Raw genomic sequence first — 18,468 nt, forward strand, 5'->3', positions numbered from 1 at the left:
ATGTCCATCGAGATGCGCGACACCGACGAGGACGTCTTCCGCGCCGCCGAAGAGCTCGGCATCGACCTGTCCCGGCGCGAGCCGAGCAGCGTCGAGGAGATCTGACGGCTCGCGCACGCGGCCCGCGCCTCCTCTCCGGCGCGGGCCCGGCGTACCGGTCCGTACCGTGAGTTCCGGAGGACACGATGAACGACGAGACGGCCGCGCTGCTCTTCGAGGTGGTCGAACGTCTCCAGCGGAGCATCGCCGCCCGCCACTGCCCGGCGGTCGCGGCCCTCGAAGGCGAGCGGCGGCTCGTGCTCAGCGACTACGACTATCTCCGCGACCCGCGGTCGGCCGTCTCGTTCGAGACGCGGGCGGCCGCCAGGGCTCGGGAGATCAGGGCGACGCGATGGGTCCTCGCCGTCCCCCTGGTCTGGGTCACCGCCTCCGGCACCGTCTACAGCCGGGCCGTGTCCAACCACCCGCTCCGCGAGGGCGAACAGGAGACGATCACCTGGATGAGCTTCCACGAGGGCGACGGCGTGGACTACGGCCGGGTCCCCTACGCGCGCCGCCCCGGCGGGGAGCCCGTGTTCGACACCCCGGAGATGTTCGCCGTGGGCGTGCTCCCGGCCCGGGCCATGCCGGGCCACACGCTCCTTCACACGCTCTTCCCGAACGGCTGACCACCCCTGTGGTCCGCCGGCGGCCGGCCTCCACTGCCGGGTCCACGGTTTCGCAGCCATGCTGCGGGGCGCGCGGGATGGAGACGCAGGCAGGTCATCCGGGCCGGAAAACGACGAGATCCCGTCCGATCGGACGGGATCTCGTCAACACGCTGTCGCTGTGGAGCTATGGGGATTCGAACCCCAGACCTCCTCCATGCCATGGAGGCGCGCTACCAGCTGCGCCATAGCCCCTTGCGTTTCGCACCGCCCAGCGGCACCACGCCAGTGTATAGGACATCGCACCCTGCTCCGTAACCGGCGAGGTGACCGTCGAGGCCGCCGGGACAGGCCCGCCCCGGCGGCCGTACGGTCAGCCGAGCGACAGGGCGCGGGTGATCAGGGTCGCCAGCTCGGACACCGCGGGGTCCTCCGTCGAGGCCGCCAGACGACCGGCGTGTCCGGCCAGCTCCTCGGTCTCGACCCCGGCGACCGGCCTTCCGGTGCGGAGATACTCGGCGAAGGCCGCGGCGACCATGTCCACCTGGAACCGCGGCGACGACTTCTCCCACGGAGAGGAGACCAGGTCGGCCCGCCCGATGGAGCCGCTGACCTCACCCGGGGCGCGGGTGTCGGGGTCCTGCCAGCGCACGGTCGCGGTGGCGAGCTGGCCGGAGGCGCCCTGGCGCAGCCGTACCTCATACAGGGCCGTCACCGTGTGACCGGGGCCGACCTCGCCGCCGTCCTTGCTGTCGTCACGGAAGTCCTCGGCCGCGATCCGCCTGTTCTCGTAGCCGATCAGGTTGTAGGACTCGACCGTGGCGGGGTTGAACACGACCTGCGCCTTGGCGTCGCGGGCCCGCAGGTCGAGGGTGGCGGCGAGTTGCTCGACGAACACCTTGCGCGCGTCGTCGACCGAGCTGACATAGACGGCGGCGCCGTCCCCGTTGTCGGCGAGCTGCTCCATCAGCTGGTCCCCGTAGTCACGGCCGACCCCGACGCACAGCAGGGTGATCTGCTTGCCCGCGTACTCCTCGACCCGGTCCAGGATGCCCTGCCAGCTGGTGTCGCCGTTGTTGGCCAGGCCGTCGGAGAGCAGGATGACCCGGTTGGTCGCCACCGGCCTGAAGGCCTTCGCCGCCTCCTGATACCCGGTGGTCAGCCCCGCCTCCAGGTTCGTCGAGGCCTGTACGGCCAGCCGCTCGACGGCCGCGTCCAGCTCCTGCCGTTCGGTCGCGGGGGTCATGGACAGCACGACCTGGGCCTGGTCGCTGAAGGCGACGATGGAGATCTTGTCCCCGGGCCCGAGCTGTCCGATGAGCCGGTGCAGCGCCTCACGGACCAGGTCGAGTCTGCCGGGTTCGCCCATCGAGCCGGAGACGTCGACCACGAAGGTCAGGTTCGCCGGGCGTCGTTCCCGTGACTGCGCCTGACGGGTGCGCAGACCGACCCTGAGCAGCGCCGTACCGTTGCCGGGCATCCGTGCGCCGTCCAGCTGTACGGAGAAACCGTCGTCCTCGGGTTCCCGGTAGTCCTGGCGGAAGGAGTTGACGAACTCCTCCGGTCTCACCCTGTCCCGCTCCGGGAGTCTGCCCTCCCCGATGGCGCGTCTGGCGTAGTCGTAGGAGGCGGTGTCCACGTCGAGGGCGAAGGTGGAGATCTGGTCGACGGTGGTGTCGTTCATGTCCTTGGACGTGCCGGTGTCGTTCTCGCGTTCCTCGGGTGCCTGGGCGTTCGCGTCGCCCCTGGGCTGGGTGCTGGGCGACCTATTCGCCGAGCTCCCGCAGGCGGCCGTGACCCACAGGGCGAGGACGGCCAGGACGACGGCGAGCGTGCGTGGTTTCATGTTCGCCTCCGCAGAGATTCACAAGGATTCGCCGTGATTTATCTGGATTTGCATGGATTCACGGGGACTCGCGGGATTCGCGCGCCATCCCGTACGACGACCCCCTCATGACCTGGGCCTGGCGCTTGACCCAAGCGAGCGCAAACCGTGCCCGGCGCGTGATCGGCCTCTCCCCGCTCGGCACCTCAAGCGACCACACGTTTTCCTCATTAATCAGGCTTCGTGCGGAAAAAAGGGGACATAGGATTCGGGATCATGCGCGTGTATCTCGGACTGGCGGCCAAGCGTCCCGAAGCCGGAATTCCCGAGGCGGTGCTGCACACCGTGCGCGCCTCGATCGAGACCGCCTTCCCCGTCCCGGCCGAGGTCATCAGGCCCCGCGAGTGGCACAGGCCCGGCGTCAGCCTCTTCGCCTGGACCAACGAGCCCGACGACTCCCGGACTCCCCCGCTGCTGGCCACCGGCCACGACAGGGTGACCGGGGTCAACGGCAACCTGGCCGTGCCCGGCGACGTCGACCGGCTCGCGGGCGCCCCCGAACTGAGCGCCGAGGCGGTCGGCGGCTGCTTCTCGGTCTTCCGCGCGACCGGTACCGAACTGGCCGCCGCAACCGCGATCCACCGGGTCTGCCCGGTCTACTACGCCGAGACCCCGGACGTGCACGTGATCGGCAGCAGGGCTCTGCTGGTCAGCCTGGCCGCCTTCGGCGAGCGGATCGAGTGGGACGTGCTCGCCCTGCAGTCGATGATCCGGCAGGGCTACTTCCTGTCCGACGAGACGCCCTACCGGGGGGTCAGCGCGCTGCCGCCCTCCTCGACCGTCACCGTCAGGGGCGGCAGCCGTACGGTCACCGAGGCGCCGCTGCCGGTCGCCGTCGCCGCGCCGTCCTCGGCCAGGCGGCGCAGGGCCCTCATCGGGGGGCTGGCCGACGCCCTGCTGACCTCGGTCGAGCCGCTGCGCGCGGCCGGCGAGCCGGTCAACCTCGCCCTCACCGGCGGCCGGGACAGCAGGCTGGCCGCCGCGGTGCTGCACGCGGCGGGGATTCCGCTGCGCGCGACCACGAACGGCCTCGACAGCCACCCCGACGTGATCCTCGCCGGGCGGATCGCCGGGGCGCTCGGCGTCGAGCACACGGTCATCCCCCCGGCGCGCACCGAGCGCAGGGACGCCGTCCTGGTCGAGCACCCGCTCGCCAGGACCTACGAGACACTGCGGACCTGCGAGGGGATGACCTCGGCCTACGAGTCGATCGTCGGCTACCTGCCGTACAACGCCAGGCCGACCATGTCGGGGCAGAGCGGGGAGGTGTTGCGCGCGGGCAGCTTCCTGCTGCTCCAGAGCGACCTGAGTCCCAAGGCGCTGCGGCGCCGGATCGACACCACCTTCATGCGGGACAAGGCCCTGTTCAGCGCCGAGGCCAACGACCACGCCCGTGAACTGGCCCGCCCCTGGCAGGAGCGCGAGGGGGTCGAGGCCCTCGACCAGATGTACGTCTTCTACCGGATCGGCCGCTGGCAGGCCGGTTCAAGGGCGGGATCGCAGCGCCGGGGCGACCCGGTCTGGCCCTTCCTCGACAACCGGGTGGTGCGCGCGGCCCTCGGGCTCGACCAGGCGTGGCGGCTGTCGGAGGAGGTCGTCCACGAACTCATCACGATCTTCGCCCCGAAACTTCGCCACATCCCCATCGAGGGCAAGCCGTGGCGCTTCACCGCCGACAGGCGCTACTACCCCTGGCAGCGTAAGCCGGGATTCCTGACGGCTCCGAAGACCGGGGGCGGCTGGAGCTGGCGCACCAGCCCGGGTGAGGCGCTGAGCGGCGTGCTGCGCGACCACGTCCTGGAGCACCTCGACCTGCTGGCCCCGATCGTCTCCCCCGACGAGGTCCGCAAGCTGTTCGCCGCGCCCGTGGTCACCAAGCCCGCCCAGGTCTGGCATCTCTACACGGTGGCCACGATGCTGTCGGGCGCGTACCCGGGCAAGGCCCCCGAGGGACTCGACGAGATCCACGTCCAGGTCCCCTCCTGATCCGGCTACGTAAAATCACCCCTAGACAGCGGAGAGTTTTCCTACAACATTAGTGGGATATTGATCTCGGCCTAGGAGTTCCCGTGGCACTCATTCAGCCCGATCCCACCTTCTATCCGTCGGCCCGTGACGCCATGCAGGCGCCTCGGGAGGAGCTCGCCTACGTCGCCCTGCTGGACGCCGAAGGGCAGGGCCGTCCCGACGGGCTCGCCACGATCGACCTGTCGGACGGGTCGATCGTCAGCGTCGGCGACATGCCCCACGCGGGCGACGAGCTCCACCACTTCGGGTGGAACGTCTGCAGCGCCGCCCTGTGCCCGTACGCCCCGCACCCGCACGTCGAGCGGCGCTACCTGGTCCTGCCGGGACTGCGCTCCAGCAGGATCTACGTGTTCGACGTCAAGGACGACCCCCGGCGGCCCAGGCTCGTCAAGACGATCGAGCCGGAGACCGTCTTCGACAAGACCGGCTACAGCCGCCCGCACACCGTCCACTGCGGCACCGACGCGATCTACGTCAGCGCGCTCGGCAACGTGGACGGCGACGCGCCCGGCGGCGTCTTCACCCTCGACCACGACACCTTCGAGCCCAAGGGCCGCTGGGAGGTCGACCGGGGCCCGCAGGAGCTGCACTACGACTTCTGGTGGCACCTCGGCCACGACACGATGATCACCAGTGAGTGGGGCACCCCCAACCAGATCGAGGCGGGCCCCTCGCTCGACCTGCTGGTCGGCAGGAAGTACGGCCACAAGCTGCACGTCTGGGACCTGACCAAGCGCAGGCACCTGCAGGAGATCGACCTCGGGGACCAGCACCAGATGGCCCTCGAACTGCGCCCCGCGCACGACCCGTCCAAGACCCACGGCTTCGTCAACACGGTCATCAGCGTCGAGGACCTGTCGGCCGGCATCTTCACGTGGTACCAGGACAACGGGGTCTGGAAGGCGGAGAAGGTCATCACCATCCCCGCCGAGCCCGCCGACCCCGAGCTGTTGCCCGAGCCGCTCAAGCAGTTCGGAGCGGTTCCGCCGCTGGTGACCGACATCTCGCTGACCCTCGACGACCGCATCCTGCTGGTCTCCTGCTGGGGCACGGGCGAGTTGAAGGCCTACGACGTCTCCGACCCGTTCTCCCCCCGCGAGACCGGTTCGGTGCGCCTCGGCGGCATCGTCGGCAGGACCCCGCACCCGGCGCGCCGGGGACGGGCGTTGAACGGCGGCCCGCAGATGGTCGAGGCCAGCAGGGACGGCCGGCGGGTCTACTTCTCCAACTCGCTCTACCGCTCCTGGGACGACGTCTTCTACCCCGACGGCATCTCCAGCTGGATCGCCAAGGTGGACATCGGCGACGACGGCTCGCTCTCCCTCGACGAGGGCTTCTTCGTCGACTTCGCCGCCGATGGCCGCCGGGCCCACCAGATCAGGCTGCAGGGAGGCGACTCCTCCTCCGACTCCTACTGCTTCCCCTCCTGATCCCCGCGACGACCGCAGAAAGGAGTCGGCCTCCTCCATGAACGCTCTTGCGGGCCCCGCCCCGAAGAACAGGACGGAGCGCGCGAGATGGACCTGACGTCCGTGCTGGTCCTGGCCGGTCTCGGTGCCTTCCACGGCCTGAACCCGGCCATGGGCTGGCTGTTCGCCGTCGCCCTCGGCCTGCAGGAACGCTCGCGCTCCGCGGTGCTGCGCGCCCTGCCGCCCATCGTGCTCGGCCACGCGGGCTCGGTGCTGGTCACGCTCGCGCTGGTGTCCCTCGCACGACTGGCCGTGCCTCCCAGGGCCGTCTCCTACGGCGTGGCGGCCGTGGTGTGCGGGTTCGGGATCTGGCGGATCGTACGGCGGCGCCACCCCCGCTGGGTCGGCATGCGGGTGAACCGGTGGCAGCTCGCCGGGTGGTCGTTCCTGATGGCCACCGCGCACGGGGCGGGCCTGATGGTGCTCCCGGTCACCCTGCGCGGTGGCCACGGCGCCGCCGTACTGGCCTCGCAGAGTCTGCTGGCCACGGCGGTCCACACCCTTGCGATGCTGACGACGGTCACGGCCGTCGCCCTGCTGGTCTACGAGAAACTGGGGGTGGCGGTGCTGCGCAAGGCGTGGTTCAACCTCGACCTCGCCTGGGCCGTGGCCCTCGTCGGCGCCGGGGCCTTCGCCGCCCTCACCTGACACGTTTGACCCTGACACCGTGTGAGCCCGTACACCTGGAACCATCATGTTCAGCATCGGAGACTTCGCCCAGCTCGGCCGCGTTTCGGTACGCATGCTGCGCCACTACGACGCGCTCGGGCTGCTGCGGCCCGCCCACGTCGATCCGGCCAGCGGCTACCGCTTCTACCACGCGGCGCAGCTCTCGCGCCTCAACCGCGTCATCGCGTTGAAGGACCTGGGCCTCACCCTGCAGCAGGTGAGCTCGATCCTCGACGAGAAGGTGACCGTGGCCGAACTCCAGGGCATGGTACGGCTGCGCCGTGCGGAGCTTGAGGAGCGGATCGCCGCGGACACCGCGCGGCTGCTGCGGATCGAGGCGAGGCTCCGGACGATGGAGAGGGAGGGCCACATGGCCGTCGAAGAGGTCGTCGTCAAGCGGGTCCCGCCGGTGCGGCTGGCGGAGGTCAGCGCCGTCGCGGCGAGCTACGACAGTGAGGAGATCGGCCCCGTCATCAAGCCCCTGTACGAGGAGTTGTTCCAGCGCCTCGAAAGGGCGGGGGTCGCACCGTCCGGGTACGGCATCGCCCACTACGAACCCGTCCAGGACGGCTCGGTGGTCGTGCACGCCGGAGTCGAGGTGACGGCTCAGCCGTCCCCGGGGCACGACTTCGAGATCGTGGACCTGCCCGAGATCGGGACGGCCGCGACCATCGTCCACCGGGGGTCGATGGACCACGTCGACTCGACCTACCAGATCCTGGCCCACTGGGTCGAGGAGCACGGCTACCGCAGTCTGGGCCTGGCCAGGGAGATCAGCCTTGAGTGCCCGGCCGACCACGAGAAATGGGTGACGGAGATCCAGCTCGCCGTGACGGCCGGGTAGCCCTGACCCGGTTCGTCCAAGAAGGGGATTCGTCGCCCACCTGGACGGATCCCCTTCTCCACGGTGACGCCGATCCCGGTCCTAGATCCACGCGCCCGCGGCGACCAGCGGCGCCAGCGCCAGGACGGTCCAGGCGAACCAGCGCCGGATCCGGTCGGCGGGCAGCCGCGTGGCCAGGCGCCCGGCGACCAGCGAGGTGAGCAGCGCCCCACCGGCGAAGAGCAGCACCAGGCCGTAGTCCAGCCGCGTGCCCACGTGCCCGGCGAACCCCGCCACCGAGTTGACCGCGACGACGACCAGCGAGGTCCCCACCGCATCGGTCGCGGTCAGGCCGAGCAGCAGGGTCAGGGCGGGGACGACGGCGAACCCCCCTCCGACGCCGAACACCCCGGTCAGCACCCCGACACCGCCTCCCGCGGCCAGCGCCCTCGGCAGGCACCGGCGGCGGTTCACCCGCCCCGCCGTGGTACGGCAGGCACCGCCGGTCGACTCCGCGTCGCGCAGCATCCGCACGGCGACCACGACCATGATGACCGCGAACGCGGGCAGCAGCAGTTCGCCGGGCAGCCCACGGCCGAGTACCGCCCCGGCGAGGGCGGCAGGCACGCCTCCCGCGGCGAACACCGCCGCGACGCTCCAGCGGACCTGTCCCCGGCGCAGGCGTGGGACGAGCGCCCCCACGCTGGAGATCGCCACAACCGCCAGCGAGGTCGGGACGGCCACCGCCACCGGCTGGCCCGCGCCGTAGACCAGCACCGGCACGGCCAGCACCGAGCCACCCGCGCCGAGCAGTCCCAGGCTGACGCCCACGACCACCGCGCCGGCCAGCACGAGGGCCACGGTGAGAGTCATCGCCGACAGGCCCGCGCGAGCGCGGCGGCGGGATCACCGGCACCGGCCCTGTTGTACGGCAGGCGGGCCAGCAGCATGCCCATCATGCAGTTGTCACTGGCTCCCGCGTAGCCGAGCCCCGCGCCGACGAACGCCGTGACGAACAGGGCCGGTGCCCACCAGAGGCTCAGCGTGACGGAGCCGAGGACCAGCAGCCCCGCGACCAGGCGGACCTGCCTCTCCAGGCTCCAGCGGCGCCGTCCCCGGTTGACGGGCGCTCCCGAGGTGATCCAGGCGTTCAGCCCGCCGGTCATGACGGCCGTCCCGCGCAGCCCGGCGGCGGTGAGCTTGTCCTGGGCCGTCCTGGCTCGTCCGCCGGACTGGCAGACGAGCACGCTCCGGCCGGTCATCGCGCCGGCCAGTTGCGGCAGATACGCCTCCAGCCGGTCGAGGGGCACATTGACGGACCCGTCGATGTGCGCGCTCTCGAACTCGGCGGGGGTTCGCACGTCCAGCAGCAGCACGGCGCCTTCGGTCTCCCGGGCCGCGGTCAGCGCCCGGACGGTGGCCACGTCGACGGCGTTCACCGCGCCTCCCCCTTTCCGGCCAGGGCCGCCGCCACCTGCGAGGCGCCCGCGTCGCCGAGCACGACCGGGTGCAGGCCGTGGCGGGTGAGGACGGTGGCGGCGATCGAGGCCCGGCGGCCCGAGCCGCAGACGACCAGCACCTGCCGCTCGCCCCGCAGCTGTTCGGGGACACCCTGGGTGAGCAGGTCCGGCAGGAATCGCTCGACGGCGCCGGGCAGCGGGTCGGCCCGCCGTTCACCGGGCATGCGCACGTCCAGCACCCGGGCTCCGGGCATCCTTTCGAGGAAGTCGGTCAGGCCGAGCAGCTCGAAGCCGGCGCTCGCGTGCCCGCCGAGGTCGCGGACGACGCCGCGCACGTCGTCGACGCCGATCCTGGCCAGCTGGGTGAGGGCCTCGGTGACGTCCTGATCGGGTTCCGCCACCAGCACGATCGGTTCTCCGTACGGCACCAGCCAGCCCGCCCAGCTGCCGAAGTCGTCGCCGGGCGCGATGCCGGTCGATCCCGGCAGGAACCCCGCCGCCTGCACCGCACGCGGGCGGACGTCCACGACGTGCGCGTCTTCGGGGATCTCCTCGACCGTTGTCTCCGGCGGACGCAGGGCCGGCATGGCGGGCGCTCCGAGAAGGTTGGCCGATCCCATGTGGGCGTAGAAGGCCGGGATGGGCATCGGCGCGGCCAGCAGTTCGTCGGCGAAGGCCTCGGCGTCGGGCAGCGCGAGCAGCGGGTTGTCCCGTCGCTCGTCGGCGATCGTGGAGGTGTGGCGGCCGACGCCGGACACGCTGCAGAAGGATCCCTCGCCGTGCGTCGGGAACAGGTCCACCTCACCGGGCAGCGCGGCCAGCCGGTGCAGCGAGCCGTACTGCAGCCTGGCCAGAGTGCGGGCGCGCTCGGGTCCGAGCAGGTCAGGCCGCCCTGCGGAGGAGACCAGCAGGCTGCCGCCGGAGAAGACCGCGACGGGCTCGCCGTCGATCAGCACCAGATAGCCGGTGTGCTCCGGCGTGTGGCCGGGCGTGTGCATCGGGCGGATGGTCAGGCCGCCCCCACCGTCGATGTCCTCCAGATGGAAGGCCGGGGTGTGCGGGTACGCCGCCGCGGCGGCCGCCGGGAGCACCAGCTCGGCGCCGGTGCGCAGCGCCGCCTGTCCGCCTCCCGAGACGTAGTCGTTGTGCAGGTGGGTCTCCAGCACGAAGCGCAGCTCGACGTCGCGTTCGGCGGCCACGTCCAGGAAGCGGCCGATGTCGCGTTGTGGATCGACCAGGACACCGCGCCCCTCGTGGACGAGCAGGTGACTCTGGTCGCCGAGACCGGGCGTGCGGAACGAGATGACCTCCATCGTGGTCCTTCCTTTGGTAAATACCCCGGGGGGTATCAGTGAGACATGAGAGGGGCCAGGTACCCCCGGGGGTATATGCGGGACACACGGCGAGCGGGTGCCCCAACCGCTCGCCGCCCTTCGGTTCAGGCCAGGGCCAGGAAGAGCTTCTCCAGTTCCTCGACCCTCATCGGAGCCTCCTCACCACGGGCCTGGGCGTCCTGGCAGCACTTCAGGCCACTGGCCACGATCTTGAACCCCGCCCGGTCGAGCGCCTTGGACACGGCCGCGAGCTGGGTCAGGACCTTCACGCAGTCCTCCCCCGCCTCGATCATCGAGATCACACCCGCGAGTTGCCCATGGGCACGGCGCAGCCGTGTCACGGCGTCGCCCACCATCGATTCCGTCAGCTCCATACCCCCTAGGGTATGTATGGGTGTCCGTTTCGGCAAATCAGCGCATGTCAACGGCCGAAACTCCCGTTAGGAACGGCGTGGGTCGTAGTTCCGGAACTCGATCAGGCGGACATTGCTCTCCGGCAGCAGGGGCACCCCGCTGCCGGAGTCCAGCATCACCCGGCGCCCCAGGGGCTCGTGCAACGTGACGTCGATCCGGCCGGCCCTGCCGACGTCGGGGCAGATCCTCACGTCGTCGTCGTCCCGGACGTCGACGTCCACGACCACCGCCTCGGGCGTCTCGTGGACACGCGAGCCGTACGTCGTGTCGCAGTCGCCGTGCAGGTAGCTCAGCCGGAGCTCGGTCGGCGCGCTCGCCTCGTAGGTGTCCACCTCCTGGATCCCGTCGTCCAGCGGCCGGGGCGGACCGCCCATCGCGGCCGGGTCGACCGCCACCCGCCGGAACGGCTCCGGCACGCCCCGCACGGTGAAGTCCCACGTCGGAACCCGTACCTCTCCCCTGCTGCTGGGCACCGTGGCCTCGCCCCGCGCCACCGCGACCACGCTCAACGGCCGGCAGCCCTCGGCCGGGCACTTCTCGTCGGCGAAGGACTTGGGCTTGCTCAGCCCCGCGTAGGCGGCCTCCGCCGTCAGGACCGGCACCTCCAGCGAGCCTCCGTCGGCCCAGCGCAACCTCGCCGGGGCGGGCGTCCCGGACGGCGGTTCGGTCTCCAGCCTCCAGACGCTGTTGATCGCGCTCCGTCCGACCCAGCGGGGTGTGCGCCTCCAGTCCGGCTCCAGGGTCAGGTTCCGCAGCGGGACGAACCCCGAGACCCAGGCCTCCCGCTCCGCCGAGCCCCGCCAGTGTTCGACGACCTCGCGGGCACGGGCGGCGAACTCGTCGTCGGTGACCGGCGCGTGTCCGGGACCGCAGGCCGTCACGAGCACGACGAGCAGCGCGATCGGGAGCAATCTCATGATCAGTAGACGCGCGACTGGGATGACCGGTTCGCCCCGCGAACGACTGTTACGGTGCTCCCCATGACGCACCCCGACCCCCTGCTCGGCCTCATCCACCGCACTCCGGCCGCCGCCGAACTGCTGACCTGGCCGTTCGACTTCGACGTCTCCCGCACCGACCACGTCGAGAAGGTGACGCTGCAGTCCGGACAGACCCTTGAGGCGGTCGCCGGTGACGGCGCGGGCGGGACGTACTTCCTCTGCGGGGACGCGGCCGGGCGGCGGCCCGTGCTCTACGCCGACTCCGAGGGGCAGGCCGGGCTGATCGGCGGTGACCTGACCTCCGCGATCCAGCTGATCGTGCGGGTCCCGTACTGGAGGGACTGTGTCTGGCGCGTCTCCGGCGGGCTCGAAGCGATGTCGTCGGTGGTTCCGGAGTTGGAGGAGGAGTACGCCGACCACGACATCGACCTCGACGCGTGCCGTACCTCGCTGACCGGACTGCTCGGGCTGCGCCTCCCGTCGACGACGGACGCGCTGACCCTCCTCATGGAGACGGTGGCATCGCCCGGCTTCGTCCTGCTCAACGAGTGGGGAGGCGCCTACGAACCGATCAGCGGGTGACCCCGGACCCCGCCAGTCCCTTCGAACCGCCCTGGGCCGAGGCTGAACACGGCCCGACCGGGTCCTACCGGCTCACGCTTGGCGGAGCGATCCGTGAGATCGTCCCCGGGGTTCGCGGCGGTCCCAGCGAGACGGCGGCCCCGGCGCACCGGTCTCCTTGCTCGGCTCGCCTCCGAAACCGCGCCGGTTGAGCGTCCGGCGGCCCCGAACCCCCCGGTGCCCGGCCTGCGACCACTGTGACGGTCTTTCGCACACGCCCTGCCGGACGTCGTCGCCACCGCACGATTACTCGAAATCGACCACATGACCGCTCCCCCGCCCGGCTACGGCCGGAGAAATAATTCGGGTTCGGATTTGGCAGCCGACCGTCCATTTATGGCAGAAAAGCTCCTGGATCGGCCGGTCGCACATAATTATGATTTCGATAAATCACCGACCCGAGGGAAGCGAAATGGTTCGTATGTTCAGAGCCGCGGGCGATCTTATGCTCATGATGGCGGCGCCGCGGACCGAGGCGTCCGCCGACCCGACATATCTGCAGTGTTACTGCAATGACACGTGCGGGCTGATGCAGCGGATCTGCGGCCCCAGCGGCTGCAGCGACTGGTACCTCGCCGGAGGGTGCACCAAGCCGACCGGCGTCTACTCCTGCTGAGGTTTACCCAGCTCAAACCCCTGGAGGTTCACATGACTCGTCTGCTGAACAGGGTCGGGGACACACTCCTCTCCCTGACCGCCCCCCGGGCCGAGGCGTCCGCCGACCCGACATATCTGCGGTGCACCTGCAAGAACTGCGAACTCTGGCAGCAGATCTGCGGCCCCGGCGGCTGCAGCGACTGGTACCGCATCGGGACGTGTACCGCCGGAGGCTGCGATCACGGACCGTGGTTCTGCTGAACGGCGAATCCCGTGACGGCACGCATTTCCTCTGAAATGTTCCCGCAATCACACCGCCCCCGTTCAGCGGGAGGCTCGTGATATCGGTGGCATATTTGAGTTTCATATGCCGCCTGTCTCTCGCCCTGGTTCTCCTCGCCGCCGTCGCCGGTAAGTTACGCGGGCGAGGTGATCTGGCGCGGTTCCGCGCCGCGGTCGGTGAGTTCGGTGTGGCCCCGCGCTGGAGTTCCGCCGTCTCGGGTGCGGTGATCGCGGGCGAACTGGTCTCCGCGTCGCTGATGCTGATCGACGCCACCGCTCCCGTGGGCCTGGGACTCGCCGCGATGTTGCTGGCGGCCTTCACGGGAGCGATCGGCTCGGCCGTACGGCGGGGCGCGACGACGAGCTGCCGGTGCTTCGGCGCGTCCGATCAGCCCTTGGGTGTGCGGCACGTGGTGCGCAACGTGATCCTCCTGTCCGTCGCGGCGGCCGGCATGGCGGGGACCCTCCTGGCTTCCGGCGGACTCGACGTGACCGCCATGCTCCTCTCCGGTTTCGTGGCCGTCGTCCTGGCCACGCTGGTCATCGCCTACGACGACCTCGTGGCGCTGATCCTTGTCCGCTGAACGTCCGCTGAATTCTCTTGCAGGTCCTCTCAGGCTGGGAGTGTCGATGGATGCCGTACTGATCGCCGCTGTGGTCGTCGTCGGTTTTCTGGGCTTGCTCAACTTGCTGCTGTCGCTCGCGGTCCTGCGCCGGTTACGGGACCACGAGGCGAAATGGGCACGGGCCGGCCTCGACCGGCTCGTGGAGCGCAGGTCGTCGCCGGAGTCCGGATACCGCGTCGCCGACTTCGAGGCGACGGCGCTCGACGGCGCCACCGTGTCCCTGCGCGATCTGAGAACTCCCCTGTTCACGGGCTTCTTCTCCACGGGGTGCCCGTCCTGCCGGGAGGAGGTTCCCCGTTTCGTCGAGTACGCCGCCGCCATGCCCGGCGGCCCGGAGCGGAAACTGGTGGTCGTCTCCGGCACCCTGGAACAGGGCGCCGACATCATCGACGCCGTAGGCCGGGTGGCGCGGGTGGTCGTGGAGCCGCAGGACGGTCCGGTGACCGGCGCGTTCGGCGTACAGGGCTCACCCACGTTCGTCCTGCTCGACCGGGACGGCACCGTGCGCACGAGCGCGGTGAGCGTCCGCGAACTGGCCTCACCCCAGGTCCCCGCGCGGTGACGAGCGGACTCGGCCTCACCGCCAGCCACGTCGGCGGTGAGGCGACCTGGCGGGAGAGAGCGGTCGCCGCCCTGGGCGTCGCGTGGCACGCCGGACCGGCCCTGCTGCTGACCTATCTGGCCGCCGCGCTCGTCACGGGCGCCGCGCCGGTCGGCGTCGCCTGGCTGACCAAGTACGTTCTGGACGGGCTGTCGGCCGAGCGGGTGCCCGTCGGCCGGTTGGTGACGCAGGCCGTCCTGCTGGCGTGCCTGGGACTGCTCACGGCGACGCTGCCGTTCCTCTCCCGGTACGTGCAGGCGGAGCTTGGCCGGAGCATCCGGTTCCGCACCCGGGACCGGCTGTATGAGACGCTGTCTCGTTTCGAGGGTATGGCCCGGTTCGAGGATCCCGAGTTCCACGACCGCATCGGCCTGGCACGGCAGGCGAGCGGGACGGCGCCGCAGATCGTCATCGACGCGGCGCTGGGAGGCGTACGCGCCGCCGTCACCATGATCGGGTTCGCCGGAACGCTGCTGGCGGTGCGTCCCGTCATGGCGGGGTTCGTGGTGCTCTCGGCCGTGCCCGCCGTGGTCTCCGAGCTGGCCCTGAGCCGCAGGCGCGGTGAGATGCTCTGGACGACCAGCCCCAACGCGCGCCGGGAGTTGTTCTACTCCCAGCTCATGACCGACCGCGCGGCGGCCAAGGAGATCCGGCTGTTCGGCCTGGGCGACTTCATGCGGAAACGGATGCTGGCCGAACTACGACAGGTCAACGGCGCGGAGCACGAACTCGACCGGCGGGCCTTCCGCGCTCAGGTGGGCCTGGCCGCGCTCGCCGCCGCGGTGTCCGGCGGCGGGCTGGTCTGGGCCGTCCAGCTGGCCCGGGTGGGCGAGCTGACCCCGGGCGACGTGGTCGTCTTCGTCGCGGCGGTCGCGGGTGTGCAGTCCGGGCTGTCCGGGCTGATCACGTTACTGGCGAGCGGGCACCAGGGGCTCCTGCAGTTCGGCCACTATCTCACCGTCCTGAACGCGGGACCCGACCTGACGAGGCCGGACTCCCCGCTGCCCGCCCTGCCGCTGAGGGACGCGATCGAGCTGAAGGACGTCTGGTTCCGCTACGACGCCGACAAGCCGTGGGTGCTGCGCGGCGTCGATCTGCGCATCCCCCGCGGTGCCCTGCTCGCCGTGGTCGGCGTGAACGGCGCCGGCAAGAGCACCCTGGTGAAGCTGCTGTGCCGGCTGTACGAGCCCACGCGCGGGACGATCACCTGGGACGGGGTGGACATCCGTCTCATTCCGGTGGCGGAACTGCGTGACCGGATCGGCACGGTCTTCCAGGACCACATGAACTACGACTTCACCGCCGCCGAGAACATCGGCATCGGCGACCTGACGGCGCTGGAGGACCGCGACAGGATCCGCGCCGCCGCGACCGCCGCGGAGGCCCACGAGACCGTCTCGGGCCTGCCGTACGGATATGACACGCTCCTGAGCAGGATTTTCTTCATGAACTCCCGGTCGGACGGCAGGACGGCGGGTGTGACACTGTCCGGCGGCCAGTGGCAGCGGCTCGCCCTCGCGCGCGGCCTCATGCGGGGCAGGCGGGATCTGCTCGTCCTCGACGAGCCCAGCTCGGGCCTGGACGCCGAGGCGGAGCACACGATCCACCGGCGGCTGGTCGAGCACCGGCACGGCGCCACCAGCGTGATCATCTCTCACCGGCTGAACGCCGTCCGGATGGCCGACCGCATCGTCGTCCTCGCCGACGGCCGGATCACCGAACAGGGCACGCACGAGGAACTGATGACCGTGGACGGCGACTACGCCCGGCTCTTCCTCCTGCAGGCGCTGGGTTACGACACCGGGCAGGAACCGCAGGCGGTCTCCTCGTGATCGGACTTCTCACCTCGGTCTCCGTCCTCGCCGCGTCCGCCGTCCTTCTCGCCCGTCTGCGGCGGCGCTGGGTGCTGGTGACCGTGAGCGGCACCAGCATGACGCCCACCCTCCAGCCGGGAGACCGTCTCCTGGTACGGCGGTGCCGCATCACCGGATTGAAGGTCGGCGACATCGTGGTCCTGGAGCCGCCCCGCCCGGTTCACCCAAGGGGCGTCGTCGTCGTCGCGCCCGCACGACCGCGTACACGGTGGAAGGTCAAACGGGTGGTGGCGCTGCCCGGCGACCGGATCCCGGTGTCGGCGCGCGCCGCGTCGGACGGCCGGGAGACCGTCCCGGAGAACTCGCTGATCGTGTTCGGCGACGCCGGCGAGAGTCACGACTCACGTCAGGTCGGCCTGTACTCCGGCGACCGGATCCTCGGCGTGGCCGTCCGCAGGAGAGCCGGGCGGCTCCCGCGGCCGTGATCGGAGGCGGACCGTCACCACCGGACCGCGAAACGCCCCTCGACGGCCTCGCCGTCCCGGAAAGCGAAGATCCCGCCCGATCGGACCGATCAGGCGGGATCTTCGTCGACCACTTCGCTGTGGAGCTATGGGGATTCGAACCCCAGACCTCCTCCATGCCATGGAGGCGCGCTACCAGCTGCGCCATAGCCCCTTGTGTGGTGCAGAAGAAATCTTAGCCGACTTCCGGGACCCCTCGTGCCATCGCGGCGGCGACGAGGGCGACCAGGACGGAGGCGACGGCGCTCACCGCGACGATCGTGAAGGACAGCACGTAGGCACCGCGGGCGGGGACGGCCGTGCCCGCGACGGTGATCGAGGTCAGCAGCGCGGCCGTCACCGCCCCCGAGGCGCTGCCTCCGATGGAGCGGACCAGGGAGTTGACCCCGCTGGCGATGCCGCTCTGGTCCATCGGCACATGCTGTACGGCCAGCGCCCCGAGGGCCGCGTAGGCGACTCCGAACCCGAGCCCCTGCAGCGTGTTGGCGACGATCAGATCCGAGACCGAGGCGTTGAAGATCGCGAACCAGCCGAAGGCCGCCGCCGTGATGGCCGCGCCGACGGCCAGGGAACGCGCCGGGCCGAGGCGTCCGGAGATCCGTCCCGCCATGAAGGACGACACCAGCATGGTGACGGTGCTCGGCAGGGCGTAGAGGCCGACGTCGAGGACCGATCCGCCGAAGCCGTACCCGGCCGAGGAGGGGGTCTGGACGAAGCTGGAGACCAGCGTGAAGGAGCCGAACATCGCGAAGCCGAGCAGCAGCGCGGCCAGGTTGGCCGGCAGCGACCGGCGGCCGACGAGCAGGTCGAGACGGACCATCGGCGCCCTGAGCCTGAGCTGGCTGAACACCCACACCGCGCAGACCACCGCGGTGGCCGCGAACAGGGCGACCACCTGGGGGGATCCCCATCCCCAGTCGTTTCCCTTGGACACCGCGAGCAGCAGGCAGACCAGCCAGATCGACAACAGCAACGCGCCGACGAGGTCGAGGCGGCCCCCGGCGCGGGCCCCGCTGTCGTGGGCGCTCAGGGCGATGAGGACGATCGCGACCACGCCGAGTCCGGCGGTGATCCAGAAGACCGGGTGGTGGCTGGGCGTCCGGTCGGCGATGACGCCGGTGACGATCATGCCGAGGTTGCCGCCGATGCCCATGGTCGCGCTGACCACGCCGATCGCGGTCATCACCTTCTGGGCCGGGAAGCTGTCCCTGATCATGCCGATGGCCAGGGGGATCAGCGCCGCGGAGGCTCCCTGCAGGGCACGGCCCACGATCAGCACCGGCAGCGTGAGCGAGACGGCGCAGATCACGGAGCCCAGGACGAGCAGGCCGACGGTGAACAGGATCATCCGCTTCTTGCCGTACATGTCCCCCAGACGGGACAGCAGTGGCGTGGCCACCGCGCCGACGAGCAGCGATGCGGTGAAGACCCAGGCGACCTCGTCGACCGAGACGCCGAAGCCGGCCATCATCCTCGGCAGCAGCGGAATGACCACGGTCTGCTGGACGGAGACGACCATCCCCGCCATGGAGAGGGCGAGCAGGGTGAGCCAGAGCTGTCTGCTCCGGATCGCGGCACCGGGCCCGGCGACGGCCACTCCTGCCATGCTCCCCCTCTTTTCCCATCAGCTTGCGGCAATGAGATGGTAAATGCTCGTCAGAAAACGTCATCTACTGGGTCATGTCGCGTCACGGATGGCGTGATACGCCTTGGGCGCCATGTCCGTGGACTCC

The 18,468-nt window shown here is 70.6% G+C and carries 19 protein-coding genes and 2 tRNA genes; 12 read left to right on the forward strand and 9 right to left on the reverse strand.

The window, feature by feature from the left end; genetic code table 11:
- Positions 1–185 precede the first annotated feature (185 nt).
- Positions 186–668, forward strand: coding sequence for a hypothetical protein (locus ABT340_RS40795; protein ID WP_352016313.1), 483 nt, complete (start codon positions 186–188; stop codon positions 666–668).
- 161 nt (positions 669–829) lie between these two features.
- Here ABT340_RS40795 and ABT340_RS40800 read toward each other — a convergent pair.
- Positions 830–902 (reverse strand) — tRNA-Ala (locus ABT340_RS40800).
- 118 nt (positions 903–1,020) lie between these two features.
- Positions 1,021–2,493, reverse strand: a complete 1,473-nt coding sequence (locus ABT340_RS40805; RefSeq protein ID WP_352016314.1) for a vWA domain-containing protein — start codon at positions 2,491–2,493, stop codon at positions 1,021–1,023.
- A 255-nt stretch (positions 2,494–2,748) separates the two neighbouring features.
- On the opposite strand from ABT340_RS40805, the gene ABT340_RS40810 reads away from it, so the two are divergent.
- From ABT340_RS40810 to ABT340_RS40825, 4 genes are all read left to right on the forward strand, one after another.
- Positions 2,749–4,518 (forward strand): asparagine synthase-related protein, encoded by a 1,770-nt coding sequence (locus tag ABT340_RS40810; RefSeq protein ID WP_352016315.1) that lies wholly within the window; start codon positions 2,749–2,751, stop codon positions 4,516–4,518.
- Between the two features lie 83 nt (positions 4,519–4,601).
- Positions 4,602–5,990, forward strand: a complete 1,389-nt coding sequence (locus ABT340_RS40815) for a selenium-binding protein SBP56-related protein (RefSeq protein WP_352016316.1) — start codon at positions 4,602–4,604, stop codon at positions 5,988–5,990.
- A gap of 87 nt (positions 5,991–6,077) precedes the next feature.
- Complete coding sequence (locus ABT340_RS40820; protein WP_352016317.1) at positions 6,078–6,677, forward strand: hypothetical protein; 600 nt, start codon at positions 6,078–6,080, stop codon at positions 6,675–6,677.
- Positions 6,678–6,723: 46 nt separating this feature from the next.
- Positions 6,724–7,542, forward strand: a complete 819-nt coding sequence (locus ABT340_RS40825; protein ID WP_352016318.1) for a MerR family transcriptional regulator — start codon at positions 6,724–6,726, stop codon at positions 7,540–7,542.
- Between the two features lie 81 nt (positions 7,543–7,623).
- Here the strand turns inward: ABT340_RS40825 and ABT340_RS40830 are convergent, their stop codons facing one another.
- The 5 genes from ABT340_RS40830 to ABT340_RS40850 form a co-directional block, all read right to left on the reverse strand.
- Positions 7,624–8,394 (reverse strand): sulfite exporter TauE/SafE family protein, encoded by a 771-nt coding sequence (locus ABT340_RS40830; protein WP_352016319.1) that lies wholly within the window; start codon positions 8,392–8,394, stop codon positions 7,624–7,626.
- Positions 8,391–8,960 carry a rhodanese-like domain-containing protein gene (locus ABT340_RS40835; protein WP_352016320.1) on the reverse strand — a complete coding sequence of 190 codons (570 nt, stop codon included), beginning with the start codon at positions 8,958–8,960 and terminating at the stop codon, positions 8,391–8,393. The genes ABT340_RS40830 and ABT340_RS40835 overlap by 4 nt, the downstream gene beginning before the upstream one ends.
- Entirely contained in the window at positions 8,957–10,294 is a 1,338-nt protein-coding gene (locus ABT340_RS40840) for an MBL fold metallo-hydrolase (RefSeq protein WP_352016321.1), read from the reverse strand. The genes ABT340_RS40835 and ABT340_RS40840 overlap by 4 nt, the downstream gene beginning before the upstream one ends.
- Positions 10,295–10,419: 125 nt before the next feature.
- The gene (locus ABT340_RS40845) at positions 10,420–10,689 is read right to left on the reverse strand and encodes a metal-sensitive transcriptional regulator (protein ID WP_352016322.1); all 270 of its coding nucleotides are present in this window, start codon (positions 10,687–10,689) and stop codon (positions 10,420–10,422) included.
- 66 nt (positions 10,690–10,755) lie between these two features.
- Positions 10,756–11,646 (reverse strand): hypothetical protein, encoded by an 891-nt coding sequence (locus tag ABT340_RS40850; RefSeq protein ID WP_352016323.1) that lies wholly within the window; start codon positions 11,644–11,646, stop codon positions 10,756–10,758.
- Between the two features lie 63 nt (positions 11,647–11,709).
- On the opposite strand from ABT340_RS40850, the gene ABT340_RS40855 reads away from it, so the two are divergent.
- From ABT340_RS40855 to ABT340_RS40885, 7 genes are all read left to right on the forward strand, one after another.
- Positions 11,710–12,252, forward strand: a complete 543-nt coding sequence (locus tag ABT340_RS40855; protein ID WP_352016324.1) for a hypothetical protein — start codon at positions 11,710–11,712, stop codon at positions 12,250–12,252.
- Between the two features lie 490 nt (positions 12,253–12,742).
- Positions 12,743–12,907 carry a hypothetical protein gene (locus tag ABT340_RS40860; RefSeq protein WP_352016325.1) on the forward strand — a complete coding sequence of 55 codons (165 nt, stop codon included), beginning with the start codon at positions 12,743–12,745 and terminating at the stop codon, positions 12,905–12,907.
- Between the two features lie 32 nt (positions 12,908–12,939).
- Positions 12,940–13,149: a hypothetical protein gene (locus ABT340_RS40865; protein WP_352016326.1), complete on the forward strand. Its 210-nt coding sequence runs from the start codon at positions 12,940–12,942 to the stop codon at positions 13,147–13,149.
- 95 nt (positions 13,150–13,244) lie between these two features.
- Positions 13,245–13,754 (forward strand): MauE/DoxX family redox-associated membrane protein, encoded by a 510-nt coding sequence (locus ABT340_RS40870; RefSeq protein WP_352016327.1) that lies wholly within the window; start codon positions 13,245–13,247, stop codon positions 13,752–13,754.
- 46 nt (positions 13,755–13,800) lie between these two features.
- The gene (locus tag ABT340_RS40875; protein WP_352016328.1) at positions 13,801–14,358 is read left to right on the forward strand and encodes a TlpA family protein disulfide reductase; all 558 of its coding nucleotides are present in this window, start codon (positions 13,801–13,803) and stop codon (positions 14,356–14,358) included.
- Entirely contained in the window at positions 14,355–16,229 is a 1,875-nt protein-coding gene (locus tag ABT340_RS40880; protein ID WP_352016329.1) for an ABC transporter ATP-binding protein, read from the forward strand. Before ABT340_RS40875 ends, ABT340_RS40880 begins: the two co-directional genes overlap by 4 nt.
- Positions 16,226–16,696 carry a S26 family signal peptidase gene (locus ABT340_RS40885; protein WP_352016330.1) on the forward strand — a complete coding sequence of 157 codons (471 nt, stop codon included), beginning with the start codon at positions 16,226–16,228 and terminating at the stop codon, positions 16,694–16,696. The genes ABT340_RS40880 and ABT340_RS40885 overlap by 4 nt, the downstream gene beginning before the upstream one ends.
- Before the next feature lie 120 nt (positions 16,697–16,816).
- Here ABT340_RS40885 and ABT340_RS40890 read toward each other — a convergent pair.
- Positions 16,817–16,889: transfer RNA gene (locus tag ABT340_RS40890), tRNA-Ala, on the reverse strand.
- Positions 16,890–16,910: 21 nt separating this feature from the next.
- Positions 16,911–18,341: an MFS transporter gene (locus tag ABT340_RS40895; protein ID WP_352016331.1), complete on the reverse strand. Its 1,431-nt coding sequence runs from the start codon at positions 18,339–18,341 to the stop codon at positions 16,911–16,913.
- Positions 18,342–18,468 lie beyond the last annotated feature (127 nt).

The sequence above is a fragment of the Streptosporangium sp. NPDC000239 genome, assembly GCF_040300765.1.
Classification (GTDB): Bacteria; Actinomycetota; Actinomycetes; order Streptosporangiales; family Streptosporangiaceae; genus Streptosporangium.